The sequence below is a fragment of the Paenibacillus piri genome, from assembly GCF_004354045.1.
Lineage (GTDB): Bacteria > Bacillota > Bacilli > Paenibacillales > NBRC-103111 > Paenibacillus_S > Paenibacillus_S piri.
Window position 1 is genome coordinate 59,879 of record NZ_SMRT01000016.1, and the last position, 16,997, is coordinate 76,875.

The 16,997-nt window shown below is 49.9% G+C and carries 16 protein-coding genes; all 16 read right to left on the reverse strand.

Translation table 11 applies throughout. From position 1 onward, the window contains the following. Nucleotides 1-26: 26 nt before the first annotated feature. Complete coding sequence (argF, locus tag E1757_RS26420) at nucleotides 27-986, reverse strand: ornithine carbamoyltransferase (RefSeq protein ID WP_133233860.1); 960 nt, start codon at nucleotides 984-986, stop codon at nucleotides 27-29. A gap of 149 nt (nucleotides 987-1,135) precedes the next feature. Further along, complete coding sequence (locus E1757_RS26425; RefSeq protein ID WP_133233862.1) at nucleotides 1,136-2,326, reverse strand: acetylornithine transaminase; 1,191 nt, start codon at nucleotides 2,324-2,326, stop codon at nucleotides 1,136-1,138. Between the two features lie 19 nt (nucleotides 2,327-2,345). Next, nucleotides 2,346-3,134 carry an acetylglutamate kinase gene (gene argB, locus E1757_RS26430; RefSeq protein WP_133233865.1) on the reverse strand — a complete coding sequence of 263 codons (789 nt, stop codon included), beginning with the start codon at nucleotides 3,132-3,134 and terminating at the stop codon, nucleotides 2,346-2,348. Nucleotides 3,135-3,529: 395 nt separating this feature from the next. Beyond that, the gene (argJ, locus tag E1757_RS26435) at nucleotides 3,530-4,756 is read right to left on the reverse strand and encodes a bifunctional glutamate N-acetyltransferase/amino-acid acetyltransferase ArgJ (protein WP_133233867.1); all 1,227 of its coding nucleotides are present in this window, start codon (nucleotides 4,754-4,756) and stop codon (nucleotides 3,530-3,532) included. Between the two features lie 31 nt (nucleotides 4,757-4,787). After that, complete coding sequence (argC, locus tag E1757_RS26440) at nucleotides 4,788-5,837, reverse strand: N-acetyl-gamma-glutamyl-phosphate reductase (RefSeq protein ID WP_133233869.1); 1,050 nt, start codon at nucleotides 5,835-5,837, stop codon at nucleotides 4,788-4,790. A 239-nt stretch (nucleotides 5,838-6,076) separates the two neighbouring features. Further along, nucleotides 6,077-7,198, reverse strand: a complete 1,122-nt coding sequence (locus E1757_RS26445; protein ID WP_133233871.1) for an RNA-guided endonuclease TnpB family protein — start codon at nucleotides 7,196-7,198, stop codon at nucleotides 6,077-6,079. Between the two features lie 131 nt (nucleotides 7,199-7,329). Then, nucleotides 7,330-8,211: a YitT family protein gene (locus E1757_RS26450; RefSeq protein WP_133233873.1), complete on the reverse strand. Its 882-nt coding sequence runs from the start codon at nucleotides 8,209-8,211 to the stop codon at nucleotides 7,330-7,332. 209 nt (nucleotides 8,212-8,420) lie between these two features. Further along, nucleotides 8,421-9,540 (reverse strand): peptide chain release factor 2 gene (gene prfB / locus E1757_RS26455; RefSeq protein WP_133233875.1). Its coding sequence is split into 2 segments (ribosomal slippage): nucleotides 8,421-9,467 and nucleotides 9,469-9,540, totalling 1,119 coding nucleotides; the frame shifts between segments, so codons are not numbered across the junction. Nucleotides 9,541-9,642: 102 nt separating this feature from the next. Then, nucleotides 9,643-12,150 (reverse strand): preprotein translocase subunit SecA, encoded by a 2,508-nt coding sequence (secA, locus tag E1757_RS26460; protein WP_133233877.1) that lies wholly within the window; start codon nucleotides 12,148-12,150, stop codon nucleotides 9,643-9,645. A 160-nt stretch (nucleotides 12,151-12,310) separates the two neighbouring features. Continuing rightward, nucleotides 12,311-12,853: a ribosome hibernation-promoting factor, HPF/YfiA family gene (gene hpf, locus E1757_RS26465; protein WP_133233878.1), complete on the reverse strand. Its 543-nt coding sequence runs from the start codon at nucleotides 12,851-12,853 to the stop codon at nucleotides 12,311-12,313. Nucleotides 12,854-13,058: 205 nt separating this feature from the next. Then, on the reverse strand, nucleotides 13,059-13,256 hold the full coding sequence (locus E1757_RS26470; RefSeq protein WP_133233880.1) for a cold shock domain-containing protein: 198 nt from the start codon (nucleotides 13,254-13,256) through the stop codon (nucleotides 13,059-13,061). A 370-nt stretch (nucleotides 13,257-13,626) separates the two neighbouring features. Beyond that, the gene (locus E1757_RS26475; protein WP_133233881.1) at nucleotides 13,627-13,812 is read right to left on the reverse strand and encodes a hypothetical protein; all 186 of its coding nucleotides are present in this window, start codon (nucleotides 13,810-13,812) and stop codon (nucleotides 13,627-13,629) included. Between the two features lie 32 nt (nucleotides 13,813-13,844). Further along, nucleotides 13,845-14,186, reverse strand: a complete 342-nt coding sequence (gene fliT, locus E1757_RS26480; protein WP_133233883.1) for a flagellar protein FliT — start codon at nucleotides 14,184-14,186, stop codon at nucleotides 13,845-13,847. Beyond that, complete coding sequence (fliS, locus tag E1757_RS26485; protein ID WP_133233885.1) at nucleotides 14,179-14,595, reverse strand: flagellar export chaperone FliS; 417 nt, start codon at nucleotides 14,593-14,595, stop codon at nucleotides 14,179-14,181. The genes fliT and fliS overlap by 8 nt, the downstream gene beginning before the upstream one ends. Before the next feature lie 16 nt (nucleotides 14,596-14,611). After that, nucleotides 14,612-16,477, reverse strand: a complete 1,866-nt coding sequence (gene fliD, locus E1757_RS26490; protein ID WP_133233887.1) for a flagellar filament capping protein FliD — start codon at nucleotides 16,475-16,477, stop codon at nucleotides 14,612-14,614. 24 nt (nucleotides 16,478-16,501) lie between these two features. Continuing rightward, nucleotides 16,502-16,906: a flagellar protein FlaG gene (locus E1757_RS26495; RefSeq protein WP_246079540.1), complete on the reverse strand. Its 405-nt coding sequence runs from the start codon at nucleotides 16,904-16,906 to the stop codon at nucleotides 16,502-16,504. Nucleotides 16,907-16,997 lie beyond the last annotated feature (91 nt).

Below are 16,997 nucleotides of genomic sequence, written 5' to 3' on the forward strand. Positions count from 1 at the left end.
CCTTTAATCTGAAATAATCCGAAAAGCTACATAATGGCTGCCATAATGGCCTTTTGAGCATGCAGACGGTTTTCCGCCTGATCGAATATGATCGAATTCGGCCCGTCGATGACGCCTTCGCTCACTTCTTCGCCGCGATGCGCAGGCAGACAGTGCATGAACAAGTAATCGGGCTTCGCCAGCTTTGTCAGCTCCTCGTTCACCTGGAAGTTTTGGAACGCGAGCTCGCGGTCTTTTTGCTCCTCTTCAAAGCCCATGCTTGCCCACACGTCAGTGTACACGACATCGGCTCCGGCGACTGCTTCCTTCGGATCATAAGTAACGGTCAGCTTAACGCCATTTTGATCCGCAATGTCTTGGGTCGATTCGATAATCCGCTTATCCGGCTCATAGCCCTTCGGCGATGCTACGGCAAAATCAATCCCCAGCTTTGCGGCACCCATCATCAAGGAATGCACCATATTGTTGCCGTCTCCGATATAAGCAACCTTCAGACCGCGCAGCCGCCCTTTATGCTCCAAAACGGTCTGATAGTCGGCCAACGCCTGGCATGGATGGGAACGTTCGGTCAATCCGTTAATGACAGGGATCGTCGCTCCTCTCGCCAGGTCGATCACTTTGCGGTGCGCATGCGTGCGGATCATGATGCCGTCCAAGTAGCGGGACATCGTTTGGGCCGTATCCCATACCGTTTCGCCGCGTCCAAGCTGCAAATCGTTTTTGCTTAAAAATAACGCTTGGCCGCCCAGCTGATACATCCCTACTTCGAACGATACACGGGTGCGGGTCGACGATTTTTCAAAAATCATGCCCAGCGTCTTGCCCTTCAGCGGCTGGTACACCTCGCCTGCTTTCAGCTTTCGTTTCAGTTCGATCGCCTGATCGATCAAGTATTGAAGCTCCTCTGTCGAAAAGTCCGACATGCCGAGAAAATCCCGGCCTTTCAGATTTATCGCCAGCTGCTGCTGTGTCTCTGTTTCTGCCAATGCTCTCGCTCCTTTCAACCTCGGTGAATCTGCACTTGCTGTACGTATTACGGCCTCTGACGGGCGGTGCGCTCCGTTTCTCGGCTCGCAAGCCGTGACCGCCGGGCTTGATGCCCCGAACCTCCGTCCGGCTCATATTCATGTATTATTTACACTGCGGTCGCGGCCTGCTTGCGCAAAACCGAACAAATCACTTCGATACCGCGGTCGATGTCTTCCTTCGCGATCAACAGGCTAGGGGCCAAACGAATGACGTTCGGGCCCGCCGATACGACCAGCACAGCTTCCTCCTGAATCGTCGCGATCCAATCCGCTACAGGCTGCGTACACTCGATGCCGATCAGCAGCCCGAGCCCGCGCACTTCCTTTACAAGCGGGTTGTCCGCCAGCTTTTGATTTAATGCGCTCACCGTGTAGGCTCCCATTTCCGCAGCGCGCTGCGGCAGCTTCTCCTGGAGCATCATCTCCATCGTAGCTACCCCCGCCGCCGTAGACAAATAGTTGCCGCCGAACGTCGAGCCGTGGCTGCCGGCAGCAAATGCCTGGCGCAGCTTTTCCTTGCCCAGCATTGCTCCGATCGGCATGCCGCTGCCGAGGCCTTTGGCCAAGGTGATAATATCCGGCTCGATGCCGTAATGCTCATAAGCGAACATTTTGCCGGTACGGCCGATCCCGGTCTGGATTTCGTCCACGATCAGCAGCAGTCCGTGCCGCTCGCAAAGCTCCGCCACCCTGTTAACAAAAGCAGGCTCGACCGGATTCACGCCACCCTCGCCCTGTACCATTTCGATCATGACGGCACATGTTTTCGGTCCGATCGCTTGCTCCAAAGCTTCAGCATCGTTATAAGACGCGTAAACGAAGCCTTGCGGCAGCGGGGCGAAGCCTTCCTTGACCTTATCCTGTCCGGTTGCCGTCAATGTCGCCAAGGTACGGCCGTGAAACGACTGATGGAAAGAAATAATTTCATATTGCTCCGGTTTGCCGGCAATTTTTTGAAAATACCGGCGCGCCAGCTTGATCGCCGCTTCATTCGCTTCCGCTCCGCTGTTGCAGAAAAACACCGCGTCCGCGCAGCTGTTGTCCGTCAGCAGCTGCGCCAGCTTTTCCTGATTCGGAATATGAAACAGATTGCTTGTGTGCCACAGCGTATCCACCTGCTCCTTCAGCCGTTCCTTCACCTGCTTGGGGGCATGGCCCAAATTCGTAACGGCCAGTCCGCACATCAGATCCAGGTATTCCTTGCCTTTCTCATCCCACAGCCGACTGCCTTCCCCTTTGACGAAAGTCAGCGGATAACGTCCGTAATTCGGAAACAGTGAGTTCGCTCCCTCTCCCATGCGATAAGTCACTCCTTCATTATGATTTGACAATACGCGTGCCGATGGCCGCTCCTTTAATGACCCGGCTCAGCACTTCCGGTTCGGCGCCGTCGACGATAATCACTTCGCGCACCTTCCCTTGAATGCACTGTACGGCAGCACGCACTTTAGGAATCATCCCGCCGTATATTTCACCGCTCTCGATCATTTCATCGATTTCCTTGACCGTAACGGATGTCAGCACCACCTTGGCGCCGTCCACCGTCTTCATAATACCCGGCACGTCGGTCACGACGATCATCCGCTCGACGCCCAAATGCGACGCAACCGCACCGGCCGCCGTATCCGCATTAATATTATAGCGCTGGCCGCCGTCGGCTCCCAATCCGATCGGCGCGATTACAGGCATGTAGCCCATTTTGATGACGCCCTGGATCAGCTCCGCATTGACGCCGTTCACATCGCCGACAAGCCCGACCTCATGGGCGTTCGGAACCGGCTGCGCTTGAATCAAATGTCCGTCTACGCCGGATAACCCCAACGCTTTGGCTCCCGACAGCTGGATTTTGCGCACGATTTCTTTGTTAATTTGGCCGGCGAGTACCATTTCCACCACATCGAGCACCGCTTCGTTCGTTTTGCGCAGGCCATTGACGAACTCCGTTTCGATCCCCAGCTTGCCGAGCGTGTCGGAAATCGCCGGTCCGCCTCCATGGACGATAACCGGGATGATCGCCTCGTCCTGCAGTATTTTCATATCGTTGAAAAATGAATCCGGAAGCGCGGCCAGCGTACTGCCGCCGCACTTCATGACAAAACACATCATGGCTTAGCCCCCACCCACACCCTCCCCGCCGGGAGGGCCCCAAGGGCTCCGCCCTCTGGACACCCGCCGTGTTGGGGAGGGAGATCTGATTGTGCTGCTTAGTTACATTACAGGTTGCAGCCGCTTTCGTCCCTTCGGGACACGCTCTACATTTGGCGCTCCTGCTCTCCTAAAGATATCTGCTAGTGCTTCTTATTACTTTGCTGCTTACAGCCGCTTTCCGTCCCTTCGGGACACGCTCACCTTTGGTGCTCCTACTTTCCTAAAGAGATCTGCTAGTGCTTCTTAGATACTTTACAGCTTACAGACGCATCGTCCCTTTGAGACTCGCTTACCTTCGCTTCTCCAGCGCCTTCTCAATGTTTTAAAATCCTTGCACGACTCCAGCCAGCTGTCTAAGTCCGGTATGCCGCGTTAATTCTTACGTAATCGTAGGTCAGGTCGCAGCCCCAGGCGGTTGCCGATTCGCCGCCCATGTTCAAATTGACGATGATTTGCACGAACTCGCCCTTCAAATAGGCCGCTGCGCTCTCCTCGTCGAACGGAACCGGCCGCGATTGCTCCAGCACGACATTGTCGCCCAGACGGATATCGACGGTTTCGGTATTTACCGGCTGACCGGCGCGGCCGACCGCCGCAATGATGCGGCCCCAGTTCGCATCGGCACCGAAGCAAGCCGACTTCACCAGACTCGAGCCGATGACCGTCTTCGCGATGGCGCGGCCCGCGTCTTGAGTAGCGGCTCCCAGCACGCTTACCTCGATCAGCTTCGTCGCGCCTTCGCCGTCGCGGGCAATCGCTTTGGCCAAATATTCGCCAACGCACCGGAAGCCCGACTCGAACGCCGCCCAGTCCGGATGATCGGGCGTCAAGCTGTCATTGCCGGCCAAGCCGCTCGCCATGACGACGACCATGTCGTTCGTGCTGGTATCGCCGTCGACCGTAATCATGTTGAACGTGGAATCCGTTACGCCGTTCAGCAGCTTCTGCAGCTGAGCGCTCTCGATGTTCGCGTCCGTCGTCATAAAACCGAGCATCGTGGCCATGTTCGGATGGATCATGCCCGAGCCTTTGGCCGCCCCGGCGATATGTACCGTCTTCCCGCCAACGGTCAGCCGGACGCACGTCATCTTCTGCACAAGGTCGGTCGTCAGGATCGCCTGGCAGAAGTCGTCCCCGCCATCTGCCTTGATCTTCAGCGGCAGCTGCTCGATGCCGCCCAGCACCTTCGGCATCGGCAGCAGTTCGCCGATGACGCCCGTCGACGTGACGCCGACGTGGTGTTCGGCTACGCCGAATGCCTGCGCAGCCGCCGAACGCATGCTGCGCGCGTCGGCATCGCCCTGCTTGCCGGTGCACGCGTTGGCGTTGCCGCTGTTGACCAGCATCGCCTGCAGCTTGCCGTCGACCGCGATGCTCTCCCGCGTGACGTGCAGCGGCGCAGCCTGAAACGCATTCAGCGTATAAACGCCCGCCGCCTGCGCCGGAACGTCGCAAACGATCACTCCGAGATCGAAGCGATTGGTCTTTTTCAGGCCGCAATGCAGCCCCCCTGCACGAAAGCCCATTGGCGTCGTGATTGAGCCTTCCGGCACAATCGTGTATTGATCCTTCACGTTCATCTTCTCCTCACCCAATCGCATGTATAGAAACTTATGGATATACAGGACTGAAGGCCAAACCGGCCCCTTCATCCCAGCCCATCATCAGATTCAAATTTTGCACCGCTTGACCTGCGGCGCCTTTCACCACGTTGTCGATGACGGAAATGACCGTCAACCGGCCCGTACGCTCATCCAACGAAACGCCGATATCGCAATAGTTGGAGCCCCAGACCTCTTTCGTAGCCGGATATTTTCCTTTGGGACGAATCCTTACAAAACGGCGCCCTTCATAGTACTGGCGGAACAATTCCAATATTTCGTCCTCCGTATGCTTCTCCTTCAGAGTAACATACATCGTCGACAAAATCCCCCGTGTCATCGGAACCAGGTGTGTCGTAAACGTGACGGTCACATCTTCTCCGGCCACACGGCTCAGCGTCTGCTCGATTTCCGGCGTATGCTGGTGCTTGTTCACTTTATAAGCCAAAAAGTTCTCGTTAATTTCCGAATAATGAGAGGACAGGCTCAGTCCCCGTCCCGCTCCGGATACGCCGGATTTCGAGTCGATAATAATGGAGGAAAGCTCCGCCCATCCGCTGTTCACGAGCGGGATCAAACCAAGCAGCGTCGCTGTCGGAAAGCAGCCCGGATTTGAAATCAATTCGGCGCCCCGCACCTCGTCGGCAAAAACTTCCGACAGCCCGTACACGGCCTTCGCCACATAAGCCGGGTCGGCCGGTTTATGCTTATACCATTTCTCATACACGTCGCCCGACTTCAGCCGGAAATCGCCGGATATATCGATAACCTTGAGTCCCGCGTCAATCAGCTTGGGCGCCAGCTCGACCGCAACGCCGTGAGGCGCCGCAATAAACACGACATCCGCTTTTTGCCGGATTTGGTCGACGTCAATACCGTCCAGCAAATCCGTCATGATTTGATTCAAATGCGGGTAGCCGTCGGCAATCGGCGTCCCGGCGCTTGATGACGAAATGACCGACGTAATTTCCACATGCGGATGCGTCAGCAAAAGCCTGATCAGCTCGACGCCCCCGTACCCCGTTGATCCGATAATAGCCGCTCTTAATTTTGTAGACATATCCGTTCCCTCCACATGCAAACTATGTATTATTATACATTTTAAAGTATAATAATACAATTGGTTTTTTTCCTATCTTATTCGAAAAAAGTCCGGTTTAGAGATTGCATTGCTTGTCCTTGTGACATACTCCCACCACCTACACTAACGCTTAGGGGTGGGGGCTTTCTTGGGACGTACCAGCTAACGCCAGCATAATGACCAAGCTATCCCCATTTGCCCAACGGTTCTATAACTGACTAAGCTATACCAAGCATTCGGCAACCTTCATTTTTGATATTGATCGCAGCATTGGTATCTCGATCCAACACAGCACCGCAAGAACAGTTCCAAACCCTGGCTGACAATGCCAGTTCGCTTTGGGCTGTTTGACAAAAGCGACAAAGTTTACTGGATGGAAACCATTTATCAATGACGACTAATGACTTTCCTTGTTCGGCTAGTTTGTACGACAGGAACGTTTTCAGCATACCGAATCCATTGTCATTCGTGGATTTCGCCAGTTTAAGTCCCTGTGCCATCCCCCGCATATTTAAGTCTTCAATGGCAACCGCTGTCCAGGCATTGGCTATCTGCCTGGAGAGCTGATGCAAGAAGTCTTTGCGTTGATTGGCTACTTTTTCATGCAGCTTGGCCACTTTAAGGCGTTGCTTTTCACGGTTCTTACTGCCTTTTTTACGTTTGGATAACTTACGTTGTGCTTTTTTCAGTTTAGCTTCTGCTTTGCGATAAAATTTTGGATAATCAGCAGGTTTGGCTTGGCTATCCACAAACAAGGATGGAGACGAATAATCCAACCCTAATACGGTTTCTGGTGTTGGTTCTACTGACTTTATATTCGCTTCGTACTCAACCAATACGGAAACGTAGTATTTCCCAGTTGGCGTTTTGCTAATGGTTGCAGACTTTATCGCAGCTTCCTTCGGCAATGAACGATGAAGCTTAATTCGCACATCTTTCAGTTTCGGCAGTCGGATGGTTGTAGGGTCAATGAGCCGAATCGTGCCGCCTTGATTGTTCGTGGTATAAGACTTCTTATCCTGATGCTTGCTCTTGAATTTCGGAAAACCTACGGACGGGTCTCGGAAGAAATTGTTATAAGCCGTTTGCAAATGAAGCTGTGCATTTGCCAGAGCCAGACTATCCACTTCTTTGAGCCATTCGAACTCCTTTTTGAAATCGGCGGGAAGCCGATATTTCTGTCTCTTCAAGGCTTCTTTATCATCTTTAAATTGCTTATAGATGTCTTTCCGATTCGCAAGCATTCGATTATAGACAAATCGTACACAGCCAAAGGTTTTATTAATGAGAACTTCCTGTTCCACACTGGGATAGATACGATATTTGAATGCTTTGTTCATATCTTCTCACCCTGGCTTTCGATATAACGTCCGACCACTTCAAAAGTGGGAGACTTCTTGCCGCATAGGATAAATTTTACCATGAACCTGTGCTCCATACCAATCATACGGATGAAATTACCTTTATTTTACTAGGCCGAGCCGTGGAATTGAAAGCCTTCTCCCAGCACCTCGTTCGTATCGCTCAAAATGACGAAAGCCCCCGGATCCGTCATCTTCACCAGCTCCTTCAACCGGCTTGTTTCCGTATGTCTGACTACAACCATCAGCACCGTTCGAAATTCCCCCGTATACCCGCCTGTCGCCTGCAGCATCGTCAAGCCTCTGTCCAAATCATGCAGCACCGCTTCACGGATCGCTTCCGCATGCGCCGAAATAATGAAAGCCACCTTGGAGTAGTTAAACCCGATTTGTACGACATTGATCGTTTTGCCCGTTACGAACAGTCCGATCAGCGCATACAACGCTTTCTCCGGAGATAGGACAAGACCTGCCGCCAAAATGACCAGACCGTCGAGCATCGCCACACACAGTCCCAGGCTGATCCCGGTAAATTTATGCACCAACTGCGCCGCGAGATCCAGTCCCCCCGTCGATCCTTTTCCCCGGAATACAAGACCCAACCCGATCCCGATCAAAATGCCGCCGTAAATGCTTGCCAGCAGCAAGTTGTCCGTTAACGCGGGCAATCCGCGCGTCAGCAGCACCAGCAGCGGCAGGAAGATAGAGCCTACAGCCGTTTTCACGCTGAACTGCCGGCCGAGCAGCCACAGTCCCAGCAAAAATAAAGGAATGTTCAGCGCCCATTGGGCATATGCCGGCTCGATCCCGAGTATATGCCGGACGATTATACTAATGCCCGAAACGCCGCCGGAAGCGACCTGATTCGGGCTCAAAAACACGTTAAAGCTCACTGCGATGAGCAATGAGCCGAGCAGCAGCAGTATGTATTCTTTCAACCAATGACCGCTTCGGCCGATGTTCGCTTGCCGTCGCTTCGTTGTACCGTTCATGGCATCCGCCCCCTCTTGTGCCGTCTGTTTGGCTATCTCCGCACAAAAAAATCCCGCATGTGTTTCCTGGCTATATAACGGTGGCGTCAACCGCCGCGGAAGGACGCCGCAGCTGCCGGCGCCCTTCCCTCTTGAAATCGTTATAAAGCCTGGCAATACATGTAGGATTTGCCGGATGCCCGGTTATTATGAACGTCAGCGGCTTGCCGTTACTGCTCCGACGGAGCGGACTTGATCTGCAGCCGCAAATAAGCGTCGATGAACGGGTCCAGATCACCGTCCATCACGGCCCCGACATTGCCGGTTTCCGCCGAGGTGCGGTGATCCTTCACCATGCTGTACGGGTGAAACACGTAGGAGCGGATTTGGCTGCCCCAGGCGATGTCCGAAACTTCGCCGCGAATTTCGGCCAATTGCTTCATCTGCTCCTCGATCTTTTTCTCGTATAGCTTCGAACGGAGCATTTTCATCGCGCGCTCGCGGTTCTTGATCTGCGAACGTTCCGTCTGGCAGCTGACGACGACGCCTGTCGGGATGTGCGTAATCCGCACGGCCGAGTCGGTCGTGTTGATATGCTGGCCGCCGGCGCCGCTCGAACGATACGTATCGATCTTTAAATCGTCGGTCCGGATATCGACCTCCACATCGTCGTCGATCTCCGGCATCACATCGCATGACACGAACGACGTATGCCGCCGCCCCGAAGCGTCGAACGGCGATATGCGCACGAGCCGGTGCACGCCTTTCTCCGCTTTCAGGTAGCCATAGGCGTTGTACCCTTTGATCAACAGCGTAACGCTCTTCACGCCCGCCTCGTCGCCGGGCAAATAATCAAGCACTTCGACCTTGAAATCCCGCTTCTCCGCCCAGCGCCGGTACATGCGGAGCAGCATTTCCGCCCAGTCCTGCGACTCGGTGCCGCCCGCTCCAGGATGCAGCTCCAGGATGGCGTTCAGCTTGTCGTAGGGCTGGCTCAGCAGCAGCTGCAGCTGGAACGTTTCCAGCTTCGCTACGAGAGCTTTGATGCCCTGCTCAATTTCCGCGGCCATCCCCTCATCGAATTCCTCCTGCACGAGCTCGGCCATCATTTCCAGATCATCGTATTCGGTCGACAACACTTGAATTTGGTCGACATCGCCTTTAATTGCGTTCATTTCCGCGATCATCTTTTGCGCTTGCTCGTTATCGTCCCAAAAATCGGGCGCGGCCATCTTTTCCTCAAAATTCGCTATTTGCTCCAGCTTCAGGTCTAAGTCAAAGAGACCCCCTAAGCTCAGCTAATCGTCTAGCCGTTTCCCGTAAATCCTGCTTCACTTCCGGGTCCAACATATTGACCACTCTCCATCCAAGTATATTAATGAGTTCATTGTACAAGAAAAGGGGCCGGCCATCCATCGCCGACGCCCTATATTCATCGCTTTAATGCCGCTATTAAGCTTCGCCATGGCACTGCTTGTATTTTTTGCCGCTGCCGCACGGACATAAGTCGTTGCGGCCGATTCGGTCCTCGTTCACAACCGGCTTTTTCGGGGCTGGCTCGCCGTCGGTGCTGACCGCTTGCGCTTCAACTACCGGCTGACGCTCCAGATTGGCTTCTACGTGAGCTTTCATAATGTACGTAGCAACTTCTTCCTGGATGCTCTGGATCATCTCCTGGAACATCTCGAACCCTTCAAACTGGTATTCGCGCAAAGGATCGGTACCGCCATAGGCACGAAGATGAATCCCTTGACGAAGCTGGTCCATCGCATCGATATGATCCATCCATTTGGAATCGACCGCCCGAAGCACGACCACCTTCTCGAACTCGCGCATAAATTCTTCGCTGATCGCCTGCTCCCGCTCCTCGTAGGTGCGCATGACGATATCTTTAAGGTATTCGACAATTTCTTCCTTTTCCTTGCCCCACAGCTCGTCTGCGGTCGCTTGGCCTTCGTAAAGGAAGGTACCGTTCGCATAATCGATAATCGCCTGCAAATCCCATTCCTCCGGTACCAGGTCGGCCGGACAGTGCGCTTCCGCAATCCGCTCCACGACGGGCATAATCATGCCCAACGAAATGTCGCGAATATTATCCGATTCCATAACCTCGCGGCGCTGTTTATATATAATTTCACGCTGCTGATTCATCACGTCGTCATATTGAAGAACGACTTTCCGTACATCAAAGTTATTGCCCTCTACCCGCTTCTGGGCGGATTCGACCGCTTTCGTAATGAGCTTGCTCTCGATCGGCTGATCCTCTTCAAAGCCTAAACGGTCCATCATGCCCATGATGTTCTCGGCGCCAAAGCGGCGCATCAGCTCATCTTCCATCGACAAATAAAATTGCGAGGAGCCCGGGTCGCCCTGACGTCCTGCGCGGCCGCGCAGCTGATTATCGATCCGCCGGCTTTCATGCCGCTCCGTACCTATAATATGCAGGCCGCCTGCCTCCGGTACGCCTTCGCCCAACACAATATCCGTACCGCGGCCGGCCATGTTCGTTGCAATCGTCACGGAGCCCGGCTGTCCGGCGCGCGAGACGATCTCGGCTTCCTCGGCATGATATTTGGCGTTCAATACTTTATGCTGCACGCCTTTGCGTTTCAGCATTTCCGACAACCGCTCGGAATTTTCGATCGATACGGTACCGACCAGTACCGGTTGTTTATTTTGGTGCCGGTTTACGATCTCATCGACGACGGCGCGAAATTTGCTGTTGACCGACTTGTACACGATATCCGGATGATCCTGACGGATCATCGGACGGTTCGTCGGCACGACTACCACTTCCAGCCCGTAGATCTTCTTAAACTCTTCTTCCTCGGTTTTTGCGGTACCTGTCATGCCGGAAAGCTTGCGGTACATACGGAAGTAATTCTGGAACGTGATCGTGGCCAGCGTCATCGACTCGTTCTGCACCTGCAGCTTTTCTTTCGCTTCGATCGCCTGGTGCAATCCTTCGCTGTAGCGGCGGCCTGTCATCAAACGTCCCGTAAATTCATCAACGATAATTACTTCCTCGTCCTGAACGACATAATCGACGTCGCGCTTCATAATGACATGCGCCTTCAACGCCTGGGTAATATGATGATTCAATGTGACATTCGCATGATCGAACAAGTTTTCGATATTAAACGCCTGCTCCGCCTTTGCAACGCCCGCTTCCGTCAGCGTCGTCGAGCGCATTTTAACATCGATCGTATAGTCTTCTTCTTCCTTCAACCGGCTGACAAACCGGTCCGCCTGATAATACAAATCGGTTGACTTCGCAGCTTGTCCCGATATGATGAGCGGCGTTCTCGCTTCGTCTACGAGAATGGAGTCCACTTCGTCGATGACCGCGAAATATAACGGACGCTGCACCATCTGCTCTTTATACATCACCATATTGTCGCGCAAATAATCGAAGCCGAACTCATTGTTCGTCCCGTACGTAATATCGCATGCATAAGCTTGCTGCTTCTGCAAATGCTCCAGACTGTTCAGATTGACGCCTACGGTCATTCCGAGAAATTCATAAATTTTTCCCATCTCCGCGCTGTCGCGTTGAGCCAAGTAATCATTGACGGTCACGACGTGAACGCCTTTGCCTAACAGGGCGTTCAAATAGACCGGCAGCGTACCTACCAATGTTTTACCTTCACCGGTCCGCATTTCCGCTATTCGGCCTTCGTGCAGCACCATGCCCCCGATCAGCTGTACGTCATAGTGGCGCTTGCCCAGCACACGCTTGGACGCTTCACGCACAACGGCGAAAGCTTCGGGCAGCAGATCGTCCAAAGTTTCATCCTTATCCAAGCGTTCGCGGAATTCCGTCGTCTTGTTCCGCAGCTCCTCATCCGACAATGCGGAAATGGATGATTCCAGTTCATTGATGGCATCGACGGTTTTCATTAAGCGTTTCACTTCACGCTCGTTGGAATCGCCGAATATTTTCTTAACGAGTCCTAACATGGGCTCATCTCCCTTTTATAAGAACGGTTTGCCTTAAATTGTAGCAGTTTGCGACAAGAGTCGCAAGAACTGCGCATTGTCCGTTATAGCTTTCTGCCATTTCGCTTCCTTTATACCTGAAAGGAGCCTGCCGGCAGGCAAGCTCCTGAATGATCGTATATTAATTAGCCGGTTCGATTAAGCCGTACTTGCCGTCATTGCGCTTGTACACGACATTTACCTGCTCCGTCGCCATGTTGGAGAAAACGAAGAAGTTATGTCCCACCATATTCATTTGCAGAATCGCCTCATCGATATCCATCGGCTTTAATGTAAACCGTTTCGTCCTCACCAGCTCGTAGTCTTCATCTTCCTCTATGAGAACCGGGGAATCGACTTTCAAAATATCCCGTATGCCGCCCTCTTGGCGAATTTTTCGATTCACTTTCGTCTTATGCTTGCGTATTTGCCGCTCCAGCTTATCGGTCACAAGATCGATGGAAGCGTACATGTCATTGCTTTTTTCCTCGGCCCGCAGCATGACTCCGGTCAACGGAATCGTCACCTCGACAGCCTGGAAACCTTTCACCACGCTTAATGTTACATAGACTTCAGATGTAGGGGGAGTTTCAAAGTACCTTTCCAGCTTGCTCAGCTTTTTCTCAACATAGTCTCTCAGCGCCTCGGTTACCTCGATATTTTGTCCACGAATGTTGAATTTCATTGTACTTCTCCTCCTTTCATGTACCTATTATACTATATTCCCCGCCCCCCTTCAAAAATCCTTTACACTTTTTGTTGCATTTTTCGGAATTTTCTATCAATTTGGTGAACAAAATAAAAACACCCCGGAATTGCTTCCAGGGTGCTGCGTGTTTGTAGCCACAACGTCATCCATCTATACAAGCAGGCAAGTGCTTGCCGATCGATTACAACTTGGTAACGTTTGCTGCTTGAGGTCCGCGAGCGCCTTCTACGATATCAAACTCGACGGATTGGCCTTCTTCCAATGTTTTGAAGCCTTCTGTTTGGATAGCCGAGAAGTGTACGAATACATCTCCGCCGTCTTCGCGCTCAATGAAACCGTATCCTTTTTCTGCGTTAAACCATTTGACTTTACCCTGCATGCCAAACATTCCCTTCATTATCAAATAAAATCTACATATAAATTAGGCGCTGTGCCCACATTTTGAATATATCATCCTCCATTTGCGTATGTCAATTATATCCATGTATTGTTAGCCAAATATTTCGAAAATTCAAGTATTAACATGATCTTAATAACTCGGTATTCATTATTCACAGGCTTAAAGTCAGTTCCAGCAAGCTTACAGTACCGTTTTCAGAATAGTTATACACATAGTTATGCACATTATCCACAGATTGGGGAGGAATAATTGCATCTTTTGTGGAAAATTATCATTGAACTTGCAAGTTTATCTACAAAAAAGACCGAATCCAATGACTCGGTCCTGCGCGTTCCATATATGCATCTCGTTACACCTTAATATCCAGAAAAGTACTTAAGCCTGATGGTTGCTGCATCGTTCTTGTATTTTTGGCGGGGTCATTCAGCACATCTTTAATTTGCTGCGTTACCACTTGTTCAGCAATTGCTTTTCCCGATTCAATGGTGCTGACAACAACTCCTTTAACAGGATTGCCTCCGATACTAAAACTCATTTGCTTATCTCCTCCCTAATTTATCAATTTCTTTACTTCTTTTTATCGAAGAACAAACTTTCCGTTTCATATACACTCTCATAATCATATGCATTTCGTTGGACTCGACCTGTCTCTAATTTAGCTAAATGTATTCTTGCTTCTTCTTTCAACTCGTTCATTCTTTGGATAAACACGGGGTCGTAGCCGATAACCCTGTTAACCCTTTCCAGAAAAAAGAGCTTTTCACTTTTATCTGCATTAAGATTAGCCAAATCGTCAATAATCCTGGACCGCCGCTCGATAAATTCCACAACAGATTCATAAGTCATTTGTTCAATTTGTTCCAAGCCTTGTCGGGTGAGTTCCTCAAGTTCTGTAATTAGCCTATCCAATGGATACACCTGATTGGTTGTCTGAGAGCGCAGCTTTAGCTGCTTGAATCCAAGTTTCCTTCAATTCAACCAGATATCCAAGCACTTCCTCAGCAGGCTCAACCGCTTTTTTTATATTAGCTTCAATTAATCTATAGTTGAAGTATTCGTAGAGTCTTAGTAAAGAATCAGCCACAGGTGCGGAACGATCAATTGTAATGATAAATTCACTTATGATATTTTGTACCTTAACAAATTGTGTGTTGGCTTCTTGATGATTATTATTTTTAATAGCTTCAATTGCACTTTTACAGAAACGAATAGCCCCATCGCATAACATGATCAGCAGTTGTGCAGGAGTGGCCGTCTGGATAGTTGTTTCAAGATATTTATTTCGCTGTGCTTGGGCCTGAGCCTGAGCTTGGATCATGATGATACCTCCTCATTTACATTTTAAACTGTTGGCTCAGATAGGCGCTTTGGGCATTCATTTGGTTAATATAATTCTCCATAGCACTAAATTGCTTATAATAACGTGTTTCAAGAGCATCCATTCGTCTACTTAAACTATCAACTTGCTTATCGATATCAAGTAAAGTTTTACCAATTAAATATTTACTTTGAACTGTAACCTGCAAACCCGCTTTATTAGATATTTTGGAAAAAAGTTGGTTGGCCTGATCGTACATCCGGACAGCAATACCGTCACCTGCAGAAGACTCAGGATCACCGTCATTCGCCAAAAACAACTTGGACACCTCATCAGGATGTTGTGCAATAGCAGCTTTTAGCTTTGCATCATCTATATAAAGCTTTCCATTTTCAAGATAATTGCCCGTAATTACGCCGCCGGAAACATTGCTGCTTGAAATGCCAATATCAGATAAGCTTTTTAATTGATTGTCAGGAATTCCTTGGATTACAGAAGATAATGCTTGGCGAAAGCTATTCAATCCACTGCTTAATATTTGGTCATTCGCGAGCATTCCGCTCTTAGCCTTCTCTTCCCAGCGCTTAATATCATCTTCTTTCATATCCTTCTTCTGCTCATCAGTTAAAGGTTGAAAGTCACGGTATGATTTCTCTGAAATTTTATTTTTGACCAAATCGATTAATTCATTATACTTCTCGACAAATGTTTTAATCGTATTATAGATTGTATCGACATCCTGAGATACGGTTACATCGACTTCGCCAGCAGTTACTTTTTTAGCCGTAAAGTTCATTCCACTAATCGAAAAATTGTTTGTAGCATATGTTACAGGATCAGTGCTGCCATTAAAGTAAACTTCTGCATTTTTCCCGGACACTGTCTTTTGGGAGTAAGTAAGAGCAGATGACTCGTTACCTCCTTGAAGATATCCCAATTTACCTAGTAAAGCACCGCTGCTATCGTCATCGAAAGTAACCACGTCCGTACTATTCTTGTTAAAAAAGGCCAAATTTCCAGACCCGTCAATATAAGCGGAGACACCTTTAGTTTGTCCTAAGTCGGAAGAGTTTATGGAGTCTACTAACTGACCCACTGTAGTTTTTGAGGTAACCTTAAATTCATAGGCTGTACCGCCATTAATTTGAATTTTTAATTTTTTGTCTGCGGTCAGTGATTTATCTACATAGGAGGTAGAAGTAAGCGCTACGCCTCCGGTTGTTCCATGTATTGTCTGCCCCGACTCGGCACCTGAAAGACCGAGCCCAAAGATATCAGAACTCCCTTCCATTTTAAGATCAATTTTTGATGCTGTGCCTGTAGAGGAGGTCACGAAAAGCACCTTATCTATCGTTGAATCATAAGTTGCTTTTATCCCGGTCGTATTAGATTTCCCATTTACATTCGTAATAAACTGAGCAATAGTATCCTCCGGATTTAGTTGAATGGTAGCAGAGCCTTTTTCCCCGGTAATGTTAAAAGTTGAAGCAACGAAACCAGCGTCTAAATCCTTGAGTTTTTTAGTTTCTGAGCCCGCCCCTAATACTGCCGAGGAACTCAACGATGCCGCTTCTGCCAATTTACCGATCTTAATTTTATAGATCCCCTCATTAGCCGCGGCTGTAGCTGTAACAGACAACGAAGCGTCATCCGTTGAAGATACTTTCTTACTTTGATATTTGGACGGCAGCTTCATATCAGAAGCGGCGGTTCGAAGCTCTAATATTTTACTGTTCAATGCCCTATAATCATCGCGCTTCCACTCTAGCAGTTGCTTCTTTTGTAATAGCCTGTCCAACGGTATTCTTTGAGCCTGCATAAGTTTGGCCACTGTCGTTTCGGTGTCAAAACCGGAAGCTAAACCAGTAATACGCATTACCATAATAATCACCTCTTAACTTCATTGTTATCTTCGTTCATCTACCAAGATTCCGGCCATCTCCCATAGCTTGGCTACAAAATCTAGAGTTTTTTCAGGAGGGATTTCACGAATAATTTCTCCGTTGTCATTATTTTTCACTTTTACGGAAATTAATCTCGTCTTCTCATGAATTGAAAATTCCAAAGATGTTGATTTGCCTTGCATCGCCTTTATTGCTCGCTCAATTGCTTTCACCATCTGCTCATCACTTAAAGAAATATGTTCTCCTTTAAGTTCCGCACGTTTTAATTCGGAAATATTGTTAACGCTCGCTACAATAAATGGTTCTGTTCTAGCAGTATCGCTCGAGCTTGACTTTATCTTGGGAGTTGATTCAACTGCAGCTGTCCAGTCCGGGGATACAGTGTTTACAGGAAGATGAGTACTCAATATAAACCCTCCATCCGATAGTATATAATAACTATATCGGTAACCTTCTGTTGTACTATTAGACCTTTATATAGGTTTGAGGAGAAAATAT

Coding starts and splice junctions, on each gene's coding strand:
- E1757_RS26425 (WP_133233862.1), bottom strand. CDS start 2,326: ATGGGAGAGGGAGCGAACTCACTGTTTCCGAATTACGGACGTTATCCG.
- argB (WP_133233865.1), bottom strand. CDS start 3,134: ATGATGTGTTTTGTCATGAAGTGCGGCGGCAGTACGCTGGCCGCGCTT.
- argJ (WP_133233867.1), bottom strand. CDS start 4,756: ATGAACGTGAAGGATCAATACACGATTGTGCCGGAAGGCTCAATCACG.
- argC (WP_133233869.1), bottom strand. CDS start 5,837: ATGTCTACAAAATTAAGAGCGGCTATTATCGGATCAACGGGGTACGGG.
- E1757_RS26445 (WP_133233871.1), bottom strand. CDS start 7,198: ATGAACAAAGCATTCAAATATCGTATCTATCCCAGTGTGGAACAGGAA.
- E1757_RS26450 (WP_133233873.1), bottom strand. CDS start 8,211: ATGAACGGTACAACGAAGCGACGGCAAGCGAACATCGGCCGAAGCGGT.
- secA (WP_133233877.1), bottom strand. CDS start 12,150: ATGTTAGGACTCGTTAAGAAAATATTCGGCGATTCCAACGAGCGTGAA.
- hpf (WP_133233878.1), bottom strand. CDS start 12,853: ATGAAATTCAACATTCGTGGACAAAATATCGAGGTAACCGAGGCGCTG.
- E1757_RS26470 (WP_133233880.1), bottom strand. CDS start 13,256: ATGCAGGGTAAAGTCAAATGGTTTAACGCAGAAAAAGGATACGGTTTC.
- E1757_RS26475 (WP_133233881.1), bottom strand. CDS start 13,812: ATGAGTTTTAGTATCGGAGGCAATCCTGTTAAAGGAGTTGTTGTCAGC.
- fliS (WP_133233885.1), bottom strand. CDS start 14,595: ATGATCCAAGCTCAGGCTCAGGCCCAAGCACAGCGAAATAAATATCTT.
- fliD (WP_133233887.1), bottom strand. CDS start 16,477: ATGGTAATGCGTATTACTGGTTTAGCTTCCGGTTTTGACACCGAAACG.